The sequence below is a fragment of the Streptomyces sp. NPDC058646 genome (genome assembly GCF_042716875.1).
Classification (GTDB): Bacteria; Actinomycetota; Actinomycetes; order Streptomycetales; family Streptomycetaceae; genus Streptomyces.
In genome coordinates this window covers 173438-188245 of record NZ_JBHXRK010000012.1, presented here as the reverse complement: position 1 = coordinate 188245, position 14808 = coordinate 173438, and the positions used below count along the sequence as shown (strand labels likewise).

At 72.5% G+C, this 14808-nt stretch carries 14 protein-coding genes; 2 read left to right on the top strand and 12 right to left on the bottom strand.

What is annotated here, in order from left to right; translation table 11 throughout:
• Positions 1–5: 5 nt before the first annotated feature.
• From ACFWUZ_RS17275 to ACFWUZ_RS17260, 4 genes are all read right to left on the bottom strand, one after another.
• Positions 6–986: a methionine synthase gene (locus tag ACFWUZ_RS17275; RefSeq protein ID WP_384372925.1), complete on the bottom strand. Its 981-nt coding sequence runs from the start codon at positions 984–986 to the stop codon at positions 6–8.
• The gene (locus tag ACFWUZ_RS17270) at positions 983–1672 is read right to left on the bottom strand and encodes an SDR family oxidoreductase (RefSeq protein ID WP_384372923.1); all 690 of its coding nucleotides are present in this window, start codon (positions 1670–1672) and stop codon (positions 983–985) included. Before ACFWUZ_RS17270 ends, ACFWUZ_RS17275 begins: the two co-directional genes overlap by 4 nt.
• Positions 1673–1807: 135 nt before the next feature.
• The gene (locus ACFWUZ_RS17265) at positions 1808–2152 is read right to left on the bottom strand and encodes a DUF1330 domain-containing protein (protein ID WP_384372921.1); all 345 of its coding nucleotides are present in this window, start codon (positions 2150–2152) and stop codon (positions 1808–1810) included.
• 88 nt (positions 2153–2240) lie between these two features.
• Positions 2241–3221 carry a GlxA family transcriptional regulator gene (locus ACFWUZ_RS17260; protein WP_384372919.1) on the bottom strand — a complete coding sequence of 327 codons (981 nt, stop codon included), beginning with the start codon at positions 3219–3221 and terminating at the stop codon, positions 2241–2243.
• Positions 3222–3328: 107 nt separating this feature from the next.
• Here ACFWUZ_RS17260 and ACFWUZ_RS17255 point away from each other — a divergent pair, with 107 nt between their 5' ends.
• Positions 3329–4270, top strand: a complete 942-nt coding sequence (locus ACFWUZ_RS17255) for an NADP-dependent oxidoreductase (protein ID WP_384372917.1) — start codon at positions 3329–3331, stop codon at positions 4268–4270.
• On the opposite strand, the gene mnmA is transcribed toward ACFWUZ_RS17255, so the two are convergent.
• Positions 4267–5403, bottom strand: a complete 1137-nt coding sequence (gene mnmA, locus ACFWUZ_RS17250) for a tRNA 2-thiouridine(34) synthase MnmA (RefSeq protein WP_384372915.1) — start codon at positions 5401–5403, stop codon at positions 4267–4269. The two genes, ACFWUZ_RS17255 and mnmA, sit on opposite strands and share 4 nt — an antisense overlap.
• Positions 5404–5472: 69 nt before the next feature.
• Between mnmA and ACFWUZ_RS17245 the strand changes: the two genes are divergently transcribed.
• Positions 5473–6141: an N-acetylmuramoyl-L-alanine amidase gene (locus ACFWUZ_RS17245; RefSeq protein WP_384372913.1), complete on the top strand. Its 669-nt coding sequence runs from the start codon at positions 5473–5475 to the stop codon at positions 6139–6141.
• A gap of 43 nt (positions 6142–6184) precedes the next feature.
• On the opposite strand, the gene ACFWUZ_RS17240 is transcribed toward ACFWUZ_RS17245, so the two are convergent.
• The 7 genes from ACFWUZ_RS17240 to ACFWUZ_RS17210 form a co-directional block, all read right to left on the bottom strand.
• Positions 6185–7348, bottom strand: a complete 1164-nt coding sequence (locus ACFWUZ_RS17240) for a cysteine desulfurase family protein (RefSeq protein ID WP_384372911.1) — start codon at positions 7346–7348, stop codon at positions 6185–6187.
• A 118-nt stretch (positions 7349–7466) separates the two neighbouring features.
• Positions 7467–8324 (bottom strand): thioesterase family protein, encoded by an 858-nt coding sequence (locus tag ACFWUZ_RS17235; protein ID WP_384372909.1) that lies wholly within the window; start codon positions 8322–8324, stop codon positions 7467–7469.
• Positions 8325–8370: 46 nt separating this feature from the next.
• Positions 8371–9027: a trimeric intracellular cation channel family protein gene (locus tag ACFWUZ_RS17230; RefSeq protein WP_384372907.1), complete on the bottom strand. Its 657-nt coding sequence runs from the start codon at positions 9025–9027 to the stop codon at positions 8371–8373.
• Positions 9028–9688: 661 nt separating this feature from the next.
• On the bottom strand, positions 9689–10786 hold the full coding sequence (locus ACFWUZ_RS17225) for an ABC transporter ATP-binding protein (RefSeq protein ID WP_384372905.1): 1098 nt from the start codon (positions 10784–10786) through the stop codon (positions 9689–9691).
• Positions 10783–11805 (bottom strand): ABC transporter ATP-binding protein, encoded by a 1023-nt coding sequence (locus ACFWUZ_RS17220; protein WP_384373000.1) that lies wholly within the window; start codon positions 11803–11805, stop codon positions 10783–10785. Before ACFWUZ_RS17220 ends, ACFWUZ_RS17225 begins: the two co-directional genes overlap by 4 nt.
• Positions 11806–11894: 89 nt before the next feature.
• The gene (locus tag ACFWUZ_RS17215) at positions 11895–12896 is read right to left on the bottom strand and encodes an ABC transporter permease (RefSeq protein WP_384372903.1); all 1002 of its coding nucleotides are present in this window, start codon (positions 12894–12896) and stop codon (positions 11895–11897) included.
• Between the two features lie 133 nt (positions 12897–13029).
• Positions 13030–14802 carry an ABC transporter substrate-binding protein gene (locus ACFWUZ_RS17210; protein ID WP_384372901.1) on the bottom strand — a complete coding sequence of 591 codons (1773 nt, stop codon included), beginning with the start codon at positions 14800–14802 and terminating at the stop codon, positions 13030–13032.
• Positions 14803–14808: the final 6 nt, after the last annotated feature.

The window sequence follows — 14808 nt, the reverse complement described above, 5'->3', positions numbered from 1 at the left end:
GACCGTCACTCAGGGTTGTCGGCGAGCGACCTCGCCGCCCTGACGCAGTGCGCCTGCACCGCGCGGGCGTAGGCGGGCGAGGCACCCGCCAGACCGCACGACGGGGTGACCACGACGGACTCCGCGAGAGTCCCCGGGGCCAGCCCCAGCCTGCGCCAGAGCTTCCTGACACCCATGACGCTACCGGCAGGGTCCGACAACGGGCCGTCGGTGCCGGGCACCACTCCGGCGAAGAGTTTCGTGCCGCCTTCGACCGCCTCGCCCAGGGCGTCGTCCTCGCGCTCGGTGAGCAAGGAGAAATCGAACGACACGCCCGTCGCCCCGGCCCGCCGCAGCAGCCCGAAGGGGACCTCGGGGGCGCAGGAGTGGACGACGACCTCCCCGTCGTGGACGGCGAAGAGCTCGCGGAGGGTGCCCTCCACCACCTGCCGGTCCACGGCGCGGTAGGTGCGGTAGCCGCTCGCGGACCGGACGCGGCCCAGCAGGACGGAGGTCAGGGACGGCTCGTCGAACTGGAGCACGATCTCGGCGCCCGGGATCCGCTTGCGGACGTCGGCCAGGTGGCCGCGCAGGCCCTCGGCGAGCGATCCGGCCAGGTCGCGGCAGGCTCCGGGGTCCTGGAGCACCGCCTCCCCGCCGTGCAGCTCCAGGGCGGCGGCGAGCGTCCAGGGCCCGACGGCCTGGACCTTGAGGCGGCCGGTGTAGCCCTGGGTGAACTCCTCCAGGGCGTCGAGGTCCTCGCCGAGCCAGGAACGGGCCCTGCGGGTGTCCCGTCCGGGCCGGTCGCTGATCCGCCAGCCGCTGGGCTCGACGTGCGCGTACATCTCGACGAGCAGGCCGAGGGAGCGCCCGATCATGTCCGCGCCGGGCCCGCGGGCGGGCAGCTCGGCGAGGTACGGGAACTCCTCGAAGGACCCCGTCACGGTCTTGGCCGCCTCGCGGGCGTCCCCGCCGGGCAGCGAGCCGATGCCGGTGGCGCCGCTCATCGGCCGGGCCTCACCGTCAGGTCGTTGACCTCGGCGTCGCGGGGCAGGTCCACGGCCATGACGACGGTGGTCGCCACGGACTCGGGGTCGATCCAGGCGGCGGGGTCGTACTCCTTGCCCTCCTGGGAGTGCACCTTGGCCTGCATGGGGCTGGCGGTGCGGCCCGGGTACACGGAGGTCACGCGGATCCCGTTGGCCTTCTCCTCCTCCCGCAGGGAGTCGGCGAGGGCCTTGAGGCCGTGCTTGGAGGCGGCGTACACGCTCCAGTCGGCGTGGGCGTGCAGGCCGGCGCCGGAGTTGACGAAGACGACGGTGGCGTGCGAGGCCCGCAGGGTGGGCAGCAGCAGCCGGGTGACCTCGGCCGGGGCGATGAGGTTCACGTTGAGCTGCTGGTGCCAGGTCTTGGGCCGCAGCTCGCCGACGGGTCCGAGGTCCACGATCCCGGCGATGTGCAGCAGGGAGTCGATCCGCTCGGGGACGGCCTGCTTGGAGAAGGCCCACGAGAGCCGGTCGGGGTCGGCGAGGTCGCCGACGAGGACCCCCGCGCCGGGGTACCGCTCGACGAGCTGCTTGCCGCGGGCTGCGTCGCGGGCGAGGAGGACGAGGTCGTCGCCGCGGGCGTGCAGCCGGGTCGCGACGGCGGCGCCGATGCCGGATCCGGCACCGGTGATCAGGTGAGTAGGCATAACCCCCATGCTCGCACCCCGTCGGGCTCCGGCTGCCTCGCGGTACGGCGGCCCGGGCGGCTCCGGCCCGCCGTGCGCCGGGGGTGGCCGGACCCGTGGCCCGCCACCACGTGGGGGCGGGGACGGCGGGTTCCGTCAGAGGCCCGCTGCTGCGCGCAGGCGGGCGGCCGTCTGCGCGGCGTCGTAGTCGGCGGGGACGCCCTCGACGAGGACGACGGTGCCGGCGATGTGGTCGGTGCGCAGCGGGATGATCTCCTGGTAGGCGGGCGAGGCGTACCAGGCGCGGGCCCGCTCGACGTCCGGGAAGCCGATCATGACGACGGTGCCGGGGAAGGGTCCCTCCAGGACCTCGACCTCGGCGCCGTGGACGAGGAAGCGGCCGCCGAAGGGCTCCATGGTCGCCTGGATCTCCTCGATGTAGCGGAGGATGTCCTCGTTCATGGTCTCGGGCCGTATGTGGGCGATGGCGTACGCGGTCATGGCGTTCTCCCCTGTCGGCCGGCCCGGCGTTCCGGGCCGTGGGCCCCATCCTGCCGGAGGGGCCGGGGCGGGGCGGTCACCCCGGAGGTCATGCCGGGGTGTCGGCGGGGGCGTGCGGCTGGAAGGTGCGGCGGTAGGCGATCGGGGAGATCCCGAGGGACGTCCGCATGTGCTGGCGCAGGGAGTTGGCGGAGCCGAACCCGGAGCGGTGGGCGACGAGATCGACCGGCAGGTCGCTGGACTCCAGCAAGTGGCGGGCCACTTCGAGGCGTTGGGCCGTGAGCCACTGCACCGGGGTCATGCCGACCTCGTCGCGGAAGCGCCGGGTGAAGGTGCGCAGGCTCATCCGGGCGTGCGCGGCGAGCTCGGCGAGGGTGACCGGCTCGCCGAGGCGCTCCAGGGCCCAGGCCCGGGTGGCGGTGGTGGTGGCCACGGTGGGCTCGGGCACGGGCCGGTCGATGTACTGGGCCTGTCCGCCGTCGCGCCAGGGCGGTACGACGCACAGCCGTGCCGCGCGGTTGGCGACGGCCGTGCCGTGGTCCTGGCGGATCATGTAGAGGCAGAGGTCGACGCCGGCCGCCACGCCCGCGGAGGTGAGGATGTCCCCGTCGTCGACGAAGAGGACCTCCTCGTCGAGGCGGACCCGCGGGAACCCCCGCTGGAAGACCGGCGCGTGCAGCCAGTGCGTGGTGGCGGGGCGGCCGTCGAGCAGGCCGGCGGCGGCGAGCACGTAGGAGCCGGTGCAGAGGGAGACCAGCCGGGTGCCCGGCCGGATGGCGGCGAGGGCGTCGGCCAGCGGCTGCGGCAGGGGTGCGCCCTGCGCCAGCTCGTCCATGGCGTGCGTGGGCGTGATGATCACGGTGTCGGCCGCGGCGAGGGCCTCGGGGCCCGCCGAGACGCCGACGGTGAAGCCCGCGTCGCTGGTCACGGGCCGGCCGTCGGCGGTGCAGACGGTCAGCTCGTAGAGCGGCCGGCCGGCCTCGTCCAGGGCGTTTCCGAAGACCCGGGAAGGGATCCCCAGCTCGAACGGGGGGACGCCTTCGAGGGCGAGTACGGCGATGCGATGCATGGCCAGATCCTGACACATGGTGGCCGTACGGCCAACACCACGGCCGGGGTCCGGTAGCGAAGCTGGTGTCACAGCAGCACCGGACACACTCATCCGAGGAGAAACACATGCGCGCCGTCGTCGTCAGCCAGTGGGGCGGGCCCGAGGTACTGACCGAGACCGAGCTGGACCGGCCGGAGCCGGGTATGGGCGAGATCCTGGTACGGGTCCACGCCGCCGGCGTGAACCCGGTGGACTGGAAGACCCGCGCGAGCGGCGCCCTGATCCCCTGGGGTCCCGTCCCCCAGGTCGGCTGGGACGTCTCGGGCACGGTCGAGGCCGTCGGACCGGGCGTGACCCTCCACCGGGTGGGCGACGAGGTCTACGGGATGCCGCGGTTCCCGGAGCAGGCCGGTGCCTACGCCGAGTACGTGACCGCTCCCGCCCGGCACTTCGCCCGCAAGCCCGCCTCACTGGACCACGTGGAGGCCGCCGCGCTGCCGCTGGCGGCGCTGACCGCCTGGCAGGCGCTGGTGGACACCGCCGGGGTCTCGGCCGGGCAGCGCGTGCTGGTGCACGCCGCGGCCGGCGGCGTCGGTCACCTGGCCGTGCAGATCGCCAAGGCCCGGGGCGCGTACGTGATCGGCACCGCGAGCGCGGGCAAGCACGACCTGCTGCGCGGCCTCGGCGCCGACGAGGTGATCGACTACCGCACCACGGACTTCGAGGACGCCGTCACGGACGTGGACGTCGTGATCGACGCCATCGGCGGGGACTACGCCCAGCGCTCGCTGAAGGTGCTGAAGCCGGGCGGTCACCTGGTGACCCTGCCCGGCCCGGACGGCCTCCCGGCCGACCCGCAGGGCGTGCGGGCCGCCTGGGTCCTCGTGGAGCCGGACCTGAAGGGCCTGGAGGAGATCGCGGCCCTGGTCGAGCAGGGCCTGCTGAAGCCGCTCGTCGACACCGTGCTGCCGCTGGCCCAGGCCGCGAAGGCGCACGAGATCGGCGAGCGGGGCCGGACCACCGGCAAGATCGTCCTGACGGTGGTCCCGGCGGCCCCGGCCGCCTAGGTGGAGGCGGTGGCGCCCGACCGGGTGGTCGTCGCGATGGTGGCGGAGCCGACGACGCGGGTGCCGTCGTAGAGGACGATCGCCTGGCCGGGGGCCACGCCGCGGACCGGTTCGGTGAAGGAGACCCGCAGCTCGCCGTCCACGACCTCCGCGAAGACCTCGGTCTCGCCGCCGTGGGCGCGCAGCTGGGCGGTGTAGGTGCCCGGGGCGGCGGCCGTGGAGCCGCACCAGCGGGGGCGGATCGCGGTCAGCGCGGTGACGTCCAGGGCCTCGACGGGGCCGACGGTGACGGTGTTGTTCACCGGGGAGATGTCGAGGACGTAGCGCGGCTTCCCGTCGGCGGCGGGGTGGCCGATCCGCAGGCCCTTGCGCTGGCCGATGGTGAAGCCGAAGGCGCCCTCGTGGGTGCCGACCTTCTCGCCGGACTCGTCGACGATGTCGCCCTCGGCCTTGCCGAGGCGGTTCGCGAGGAAGCCCTGGGTGTCACCGTCGGCGATGAAGCAGATGTCGTGACTGTCGGGCTTCTTCGCGACGGCCAGGCCCCGCTCCTCGGCCTCGGCGCGGATCTCGTCCTTGGTGGTGAGGGTGTCGCCCAGCGGGAAGAGCGCGTGGGCGAGCTGCTTCTCGTCGAGGACGCCGAGGACGTACGACTGGTCCTTGGCCATGTCGGAGGCGCGGTGCAGTTCGCGGGTGCCGTCCTCGTTCAGTACGACGGTGGCGTAGTGGCCGGTGCAGACGGCGTCGAAGCCGAGGGCGAGGGCCTTGTCCAGCAGCGCCGCGAACTTGATCTTCTCGTTGCAGCGCAGGCAGGGGTTGGGGGTGCGCCCGGCCTCGTACTCCGCGACGAAGTCCTCCACGACGTCCTCGCGGAAACGCTCGGCGAGGTCCCAGACGTAGAAGGGGATGCCGATGACGTCGGCGGCGCGGCGGGCGTCGCGGGAGTCCTCGATGGTGCAGCAGCCGCGGGCGCCGGTCCGGAAGGACTGCGGGTTCGCGGACAGCGCGAGGTGGACGCCGGTCACGTCGTGCCCGGCTTCGACCGCGCGGGCGGCGGCGACGGCGGAGTCCACGCCGCCGGACATGGCGGCCAGGACGCGAAGGGGGCGGGCGGTGCGCGGCAGGTTCTCAGTCATAGCACCGTCCAGAGTACGGGGAACCGCGCGGGGTCACAGCGCGTTATCGGGTGCAAGGGGGTGGATCACATGGGGATCAAGGGCGAGAAGGCCGAGGCGGGCCGCGGCAGGACCCGTAGGGCCGTGCTGTTCGGGGGGCTGGGGGTTCTCACGGTGGCTGCCGTCGCCGGCCGGGAGGAGATCGCGCGGGCCTGGTGGCTGCTGCCGGGGGTGGCCAAGCCGCGCAAGGAGGGTGAGCTCGACCACGCGGGGGCGAGCTGGACGGCGGCCTCCCCGGCGAACTGGCGGCTGGCGGACCGGCCGGACGACTACCGGGTGGACCGGATCGTCGTGCATGTCACACAGGGCGGCTTCGAATCCTCGGTGGACGCCTTCAGGAACCCGTGGCACAAGGCGTCGGCGCACTACATAGTGCGCCAGGACGGGCACATCGAGCAGATGGTGCGCGAGCTGGACGTCGCCTTCCACGCGGGGAACCGCTCGATGAACGAGCGCAGCATCGGCATCGAGCACGTGGGCTTCGTCGACCGCCCCCGCGACTTCACGGACGCGATGTACGCGGCTTCGGCGCGGCTGGCGGCCGACATCTGCCGGAGGTACCGCATACCGGCGGACCGCACCCACCTCGTCGGCCACTCGGAGGTGCCGGGCGCCGACCACACGGACCCGGGCCGCCACTGGGACTGGGACCGCTATGTCCGCCTGGTCGGCGAGGAACTGCGGGCCGGGGCGGCCTGATCGGCGAACCCGGGCCTGACCGGCGCCACTGTGACGGCAGGGCCTAGCTGAGCCCGGCCGTGCGGGCGCGTTCCACGGCGGGGCCGATGGCGGCGGCCAGCGCTGCCACGTCCTCCCCGGTGGAGGTGTGGCCGAGCGAGAAGCGCAGGGTGCCGCGGGCCAGCTGCGGGTCGGTCCCGGTGGCGAGCAGGACGTGGCTCGGCTGGGCGACGCCCGCCGTGCAGGCCGATCCGGTGGAGCATTCGATGCCCTGGGCGTCGAGCAGGAGCAGCAGGGAGTCGCCTTCGCAGCCGGGGAAGCTGAAGTGGGCGTTGGCGGGGAGGCGGTCGTCGGGGTCCCCGCCGAGGACGGCGTCCGGCACGGCCGCGCGGACGGCGGCGATCAGCTCGTCCCGCAGGGCTCCGACCTCGGCGGCGAAGCGCTCCCGCCGCTCGGCGGCGAGGACGGCTGCCACCGCGAAGGAGGCGACGGCGGGCACGTCGAGGGTGCCGGAGCGGACGTGCCGCTCCTGGCCGCCGCCGTGCAGGACGGGTACGGGGCTCTGGTCCCGGCCGAGGAGCAGGGCGCCGATGCCGTAGGGGCCGCCGATCTTGTGGCCGCTGACGGTCATGGCCGCGAGGCCGCTGTCCTCGAAGCGGACGTCGAGCTGCCCGAAGGCCTGGACGGCGTCGGAGTGCAGCGGGATCCCGTACTCGCGGGCGGCGGAGGCCAGTTCGCGGACCGGCATGACGGTGCCGATCTCGTTGTTGGCCCACATGACGGTGGCCAGGGCCACGGTGTCGGGGGCGCGTTCGACGGCCGCACGGAAGGTGTCGGGGTGCACGCGCCCGTAGCGGTCCACGGGCAGGTACTCGACCTGCGCGCCCTCGTGCTCGGCGAGCCAGTGGACGGCGTCGAGGACGGCGTGGTGCTCCACCGGGCTGGCGAGGACCCGGGTGCGCCGGGGATCGGCGTCGCGGCGGGCCCAGTACAGGCCCTTGACGGCGAGGTTGTCGGCCTCCGTGCCGCCGGCGGTGAAGACCACCTCGCTCGGGCGCGCGCCGATCGCCTCGGCGAAGGCCTCGCGGGCCTCCTCGACGGTACGGCGGGCCCGGCGGCCGGCAGCGTGCAGGGAGGACGCGTTTCCCGTGGCGGCGAACTGCGCGGTCATCGCCGCGGCGGCCTCCGGCAGCATGGGCGTGGTCGCGGCGTGGTCGAGGTAGGCCATGATCCCCCGATTCTACGAGCCCGCCGGGCGGCGGATGTCCGCGGTACGCCGGAACCCGCCGGTTCCGCGGGCGCCCGCGCCGGGGCGCGGCCCGGCGCTGCCGGGGCCGCGCGCCCGGTCAGCCCTGCCGGGGTGCGCGGGCCAGCTGGCGGGACTGGGCGACCAGCCGGTCCGCGGAGTCCCAGACCTCGGCGTCCTCCTCCAGGAAACCGCCGGCCAGGTTGCGGGTGGTGATGGAGACCCGCAGCGGGCCCGGGGCGGGGCGGCGGCGGATGTGGGTGGTGAGCTCCACGGTCGGCGCCCAGCCGATCAGGCCCAGGTCGAAGGCGGTGGGCGGCAGGGCGTCCACCGCCAGCAGCATGGACAGCGGGTCGGCGTCGCGGCCGTCGGCCAGCTCGAACCAGGCGCGCATCTCCCCCTTGCCCGAGGGCGCGCCGACGGCCCAGCCCGCGGTCGCCGGGTCCAGGCGCAGCCGGAGCCGGTCCACGATGGCGGAGCTGCCGGGGATCGGGGCCGGGCCGGCCTCGGCGCCGAGGCAGTCCTCGTAGGCGGGCATGGCGGGCGGCACCGCGACCGTGCGCACGTCGTCGGGCAGGGCCGCGAGGTCGCCGTAGGAGGCGAGGACGCGGATGCGCTCGATCTCGGCGCCGCTCTCGTCGTACTGGAAGAGCGAGGCCTGCCCGGTGGAGAGGGTGCGGCCGGTGCGGACCACCTGCGTGCGGATCACGGCGGGGCCGGGGACGGAGGAGGTGAGGTAGTGCGCGGAGACGGTGAAGGGGTCCGGGTGCGGCAGGGCCGCCGACAGGGCCCGGCCGACCAGGGCGAGCAGATATCCGCCGTTGACGGCGGTGATGATCGTCCACCCCGCGGAGAGTTCGGCGTCGTACACCCCGGGCTCGTCCGCGCGCGGGACGATGGTGGTGTCGCGGTCGAACTCGCTGTCGCCGATGGATGCCTGGGCCGCTGCGTATGCCATGAAAACGACGGTACACCGGCTTACTACTAAGCGGTAGCTTTCTTTTCTAGGGCTCTTCGGCCACGGCGGAGCGGCGGTTCCAGGCCAGCGGCGCGCGCCAGTGGTAGCGCATGGCGAGGATGCGCAGGACGAACGTGGTCACGATCGCGAGGCCGGTGGTGAAGGCGTTGAGGCAGTCCAGGCCGATGGAGACGGCGACCATCGCCGCGCCGACCGTGGCGGGCACCGCGTACATCTCGCGGTCGCGCAGCAGCGAGGGCACCTCGTTGACGAGCACGTCGCGCAGGACGCCGCCGCCGACGGCCGTGGCCAGGCCGAGCGCCGCGGAGGCGGTGAGGCCGAGGCCGTACTCGTAGGCCTTGGTGGTGCCGGTCACGCAGAACAGCGCGAGTCCGGCCGCGTCGAAGACGTTGATGGCGCGGTTGATCCGCTGGACCTCGGGGTGCAGGAAGAAGACCAGGGCGGCGGCGATCAGCGGGGTGACGAAGAAGCTGAGCTCGCCGAAGGCGGCCGGCGGGACGGCGCCGATGACCAGGTCGCGGAAGAGGCCGCCGCCGAGCGCCGTGACGAGGGCGAGGACGGCGATGCCGAAGACGTCGAAGTTCTTGCGGACGGCGAGCAGGGCGCCGGCCGTGGCGAAGACGAAGATGCCGGCGAGGTCCAGGGCATGCTGGATCCCGGGCGGGAAGAGATCGTGGAGCACCGGGTCATTGTCGCCCGGCGGCAGGGCCTGGCGCGCACGCCGGGGCACGGGCCGGTGGCTCCGCCCGGGGCCTCCGCGGCTCGGACCCCGGCGGGCCGGAACCGTCGCCGGGCCGGTGGCTCCGTCCCGGGACCCCTCGGCTCGTGCCCCGGCGGGCCGGAACCGTCGCCGGGCCGGGCTGCGGCGGGAGGACCGGCTTCGCCGGCCCCCGGGGCTCCGCCCCGGACCCCGCGCCTCAAACGCCGGCGGGGCTGAAAATGGCCCTCGCGGGGCCGGAGCCGCCCCCGTGGCAGGAGCCGGAGCCACGGACGGGCCCGCGCCGCCCAGCAGGGACGGGAGCTACCCGCCGCGGGCGGCAGCCGCCCCCGTGGCAGGAGCCGGAGCCACGACAAGGACCCGCGCGGCCCAGCAAGGACGGGACCTACCTGCGGCTGGCCGGAGCCACCCCCGTGGCCGGAACCGCCCCCGCGGCAAGGGCCCGCGCAGCCCAGCAGGGACGGGAGCTACCCGCCGCGGGCCGGTGCCACCTTCTGCCGGGTCGGGCGCTGCCCGGCGGGGCCGAGGCCTCGGCACGGCCGGAGCCGCCGGGGGCACGGCTGGGGCGGCCGGTGGCAGGGCCTGAGGGGCGGTGTGCGGATCCGGGCCCGCCGGGGGTGGGGCGTCAGTCGGTCACCAGGGCCACCGCTTCCGCCGCGCCCGGCAGGGGCTGGTCGCCCGGGGCCTGGTCCGGGGCGTTCTCCGGGTGGTGGCAGGCCACCTGGTGGCCCGTCTTCAGCGCCAGCATCGGCGGTTCCTGCGTGGTGCAGATCTGCGTCGCCTTCCAGCACCGCGTGTGGAAGCGGCAGCCGCTCGGCGGCGAGATCGGCGACGGCACGTCGCCCTTGAGCAGGATGCGCCCGCTCTTGGCGCCCCGCCTCCTCGGGTCCGGCACCGGTACCGCCGACAGCAGGGCCCGGGTGTAGGGGTGCATGGGGCTCTCGTACAGCGACTTGCGGTCGGTCAGCTCCACGATCTTGCCGAGGTACATCACGGCGATGCGGTCGGAGACGTGCCGGATGACCGACAGGTCGTGCGCGATGATCACGTACGTGAGGCCGAGCTCCTCCTGGAGGTCGTCCAGCAGGTTGACCACCTGGGCCTGGATCGACACGTCCAGCGCCGAGACCGGCTCGTCGGCGACGACCAGCTTCGGGTTCAGGGCCAGGGCGCGGGCGATGCCGATGCGCTGGCGCTGGCCGCCGGAGAACTCGTGCGGGTAGCGGTTGAAGTGCTCGGGGTTGAGGCCCACGAGCGCCAGCAGCCGCTGGACCTCGGCCTTGAGCCCGCCCTCCGGGGAGACCCCCTGGAGTTTGAAGGGGGCTCCGACGATGGTGCCGACGGTGTGCCGCGGGTTCAGCGAGCCGTACGGGTCCTGGAAGATCATCTGCACGTCCCGGCGCAGCGGCCGCATGCCCGCCACCCCGAGGTGGGTGATGTCCCTGCCCTCGAACTCGACGGTCCCGCCGGTCGGTTCGAGCAGCCGCGTGATCAGCCGGCCCATGGTGGACTTGCCGCAGCCGGACTCGCCCACGACGCCCAGCGTCTCACCGCGCCGGACGTCGAAGTCGATCCCGTCCACGGCCTTGACGGCCCCGGCCTGCCGGCGCAGCAGTCCCTTGTTGATGGGGAAGTGCTTGACCAGCCCGGTCACCTTCAGCAGCGGTTCCGCCGAGGCCTCCGCGGAGGCCTCCGGCGCGCCGGTCTTCTTCATCTCGGTCACAGCTTCGGCGCAATCTCTTCGGTCCAGATGCGGGTCCGCTCCTCCTGCGACATGTGGCAGGCGGACCAGTGCCGGCTGTCGTCCTGGATCAGCTCGGGCCGCTGGGTGCGGGTGATGCCGCCCTTGGGGACGTCGGCGTACGGGCAGCGCGGGTTGAAGGCGCAGCCGCTGGGGATGTTGATGAGGCTGGGCGGCGAGCCCTTGACCGGGATGAGGCGGTCGGTCTGGTCGCGGTCGATGCGGGGCATCGAGCCCAGCAGGCCCCAGGTGTACGGGTGCCTCGGCTCGTAGAAGACCTTCTCGGCGGTGCCGCGTTCGATGCACCGGCCGCCGTACATCACGAGGATCTCGTCGGCCATCTCGGCGACGACGCCGAGATCGTGCGTGATCATGATGACCGCGGAGCCGAACTCCTTCTGCAGATCGCGGATCAGGTCGAGGATCTGCGCCTGGACGGTGACGTCCAGGGCGGTGGTCGGCTCGTCCGCGATGAGCAGCTCGGGGTTGTTGACCAGCGCCATGGCGATCATCGCGCGCTGGCGCATGCCGCCGGAGAACTCGTGGGGGTACGCGTCCACGCGGCGGTGGGGCTCCGGGATGCCCACCCGGTCGAGCATCTCGACCGCCCGCTTGCGGGCCGTCTTCCTGTCGACGTCCTGGTGGGTCCGGTAGGCCTCGACGATCTGCGCGCCGACCGAGTAGTACGGGTGCATCGCGGACAGCGGGTCCTGGAAGACCATGGCCATCTTGCGGCCGCGGAGCGTGCGCACGTGGTCGGCGTCGGCGCTGACGAGGTCCTCGCCGTCGAGCAGCACCTCGCCCGAGATGTGCGGGCGGCTGCGCGCGTTGCCGGTGCGGTGCAGGCCCATGATGGCCAGGGAGGTCACCGACTTCCCGGAGCCGGACTCGCCGACGATCCCGAGCGTCTTGCCGCGCTCCAGGTCGAAGGAGAGCCCGTCGACGGACTTGACCAGTCCGTCGTCGGTGGGGAAGTGCACCCGGAGGTCGCGCACGGACAGGTAGGCGCCGTCCCGCGGCCCGCCCTGTTCGGGGACGAAGGCGGGCCGGCCGGAGGTGCCGGTGCCGGGGGAAGAGGCGGGGTTCTCGGTCACGTCAGCCTCACGCGCGGGTCGATGACGGCGTACAGCAGGTCCACGATCAGGTTGGCCATCACCACGAAGAGCGCGGCGAGCAGGGTGACTCCCATGATCACGGGGAGGTCGCCGGCGCCGATCGCCGCCACGGCGGCCGTTCCCAGGCCCTGGAAGTTGAAGGTCGTCTCGGTGAGCACCGCACCGCCGAGGAGTCCGCCGAGGTCGAGGCCGAACATGGTGACGATGGGGGTGAGCGTGGAGCGCAGGGCGTGCTTGCGGATGACCACGCTCTCCTTGAGCCCCTTGGCGCGGGCCGTACGGATGTAGTCCTCGCCGAGGACCTCCAGCATCGTGGCGCGGGTGATGCGGGCGTAGGTGGCGGCGAAGAGGAAGGCCAGGGTGATCCAGGGAAGGATCAGGCTGTTGAGCCAGGCTCCTGGATCCTCGGTCAGGGGTTTGTAGTTGGAGACCTCCAGCCAGCCGAGGCTGTAGACGAAGATCGCGGGAGCCACCATGCCGGTGAAGAAGATCGGCAGGGAGACACCGGCGAGCGCACCCACCATGACCGTGCGGTCGATGGCCGTGCGGCGCTTGAGCGCCGAGACCACGCCGGTGGCGACGCCGGCGATCACCCAGATCACGGCCGCCCCGAGGGCGAGCGAGAGGGTGACCGGCATGCGGTCGAGCATGGTCTCCCAGACGGGCGCCTCGGTCTTGAAGGAGTAGCCGAAGCAGGGAGCCGCGCAGTGCGTGACGTCCGTGCCGCCGTCGTAGTCCCGGCCGACGAAGATGCCCTTGAGGAAGAGCAGGTACTGCTCGGAGATGGGCTTGTCGAATCCCATCTTCACGCGGATGCCCGCCAGGGCGGTCTCGTTGGTCTCGCGGCCGGCGTACATGAGCGCGGGGTCGCTGCCGGTCAGCTTCGGGACCGCGAAGAAGATGCCGAAGGTGACCACGGAGACCACCAGCAGCGTGGCGGCGACATTGAACAGACGCCGTATGAGGTAGACGAGCACTGCAGTCGGCCGCCCGGGGCGGGTGGCCGCCGTCCCTCGTGGGGACGGCGGCCACCGCCTGCGGCCTTCACCTGCCCTTCGGACTAGCGCATGTGCGGTGAAGGCACTTACTTACGTGCTTGCTGGCCTGCGATTACTTGGCGACACCGATGGTGGCGAGGTCGATCTTGCCCATCGAGTCGTTGAAGTAGACGTTCGTCAGACGCGGGTTGTGGTAGACGAGCGCCTTGTCGAAGTTGATCGGCAGGTAGAGCGCCTTCTCCATGACCTTCTTGTTGATGTCCGTGTAGAAGGGCGCGGCCTCGGTCGGCGAGGCCGCGGCGGCCGCCTTGTCGAAGAGACCGTTGACCTCGGGGTCGTCCAGCATCGAGAAGTTGTTGTTGGCGTTCTGGGCGATGAACGATCCGTCGACCAGCGGCTGCAGGAAGCCCGCGCCGGAGTTGTAGTCGGCGCCCCAGCCCATGACGATGATGCCGTAGTTCTTCTTCTTCACGTTCTCGGGCGAACCGATCACGGAGGAGGAGAGCTTGCCGTCGTACTGGTCGATCGTCGCCTTGATGCCGACCTTGGCGAGCGCCGCCTGGAGCGACTCGGCGGTCTTCACCTCGGGGGCGCGGTTGTTGCGGACCGCGATGGTGGTCTCGAAGCCGTCCGGCTTGCCGCAGGCCTTGAGGGCCTCCTTGGCCTTGGCCTCCTGCGGCTTGCCGCCGGTCAGACCGTACGGGTCGTAGGACTTGTCCGCGCCGGGGACGCCGGGCGGCAGCATGTTCGCGCCGAGGTCACCGCTGGTCGGACCGCCGCGGGCGGTCTGCAGGGACTTCGGGTCGGCCGCGTAGATGACGGCCTTGCGGCACTCGATGTTGTCGAACGGCGCGACCGTCTGCGGGAAGACGAAGTAGCGGATGTAGCCCGTGAAGGGGTTGTCCGCGTTCTTCTTGAGCGCCGGGTCCTTGAGGATCTTGTTCTTGGCGGCCTGCTGGACACCGGTGCCGTCGACGGCGAGGTCGATGTCGCCGGAGAGCAGACGCTGGTCCATGTCGTCCGGGTTGGTGGTCACCGTGAAGGAGACCTTGTCCGGCAGACCCTTGCGGATCGGGTCGGTCTTCGGGTCCCAGTTCTCGTTGCGGACGAAGGTGGCGCCCTTGCCCGCGGTGAAGCTCTCGACCTTGTACGGGCCCGTGGACACCGGCTTGTTGGTGTACGTGGCGCCCGTGTCCAGGCCCTTGGGGACCGGCGAGGAGGAGGGCATGGCCAGCAGGTAACTGAAGTCGGAGTTGGCGCTCGCCAGGTTGAAGACGATCGTCTTGTCGTCCGGCGTCTGGACCGACTTCAGGCCCATCTTGTCGGCGTCGGTGTCCTTGTACGGGCCGGGGTACTTCTGGCCCTGGTCGAGGAGGTCGATCAGGTACGTGGGACCGCCGGACAGCACGTCCTGCGCGAAGACGCGCTCGATGCCGTACTTGACGTCCTTCGAGGTGACCGGCGTACCGTCCTCGAACTTCACGCCGTCCTTGAGCTTGACCGTGTAGGTCTTGCCGTCGTTGCTCAGGACCGGCAGCGCCTCGGCGAGGTCCGGGACGAGCTTGGTGCCCGCCTCGCCCGGCTTGCTGTCGTACGCGAGCAGCTGGCGCACGTAGAGGCGCTGCATGTTCCACACGAAGCCGTAGTAGGCGCGGGCCGGGTCGAGGTAGTCGACGTCCTGGGGGGACCAGAGCTTCAGCTCGCCGCCCTTGGCCTCGGACGGGTTGATCACGGCCTCGGAAGCGCCGCTGTAGCCCGCGGAGGCCTTGTCGTCGCCCTTCTTGGCGTCACTGCCACCGCACGCGGCGGTCAGCGACAGGGCAGCGACCACAGCGGTGATCGCGATTGCCTGCTTTCTGCGGATCACGGTTTGTCCAACCTCCATAGGTGG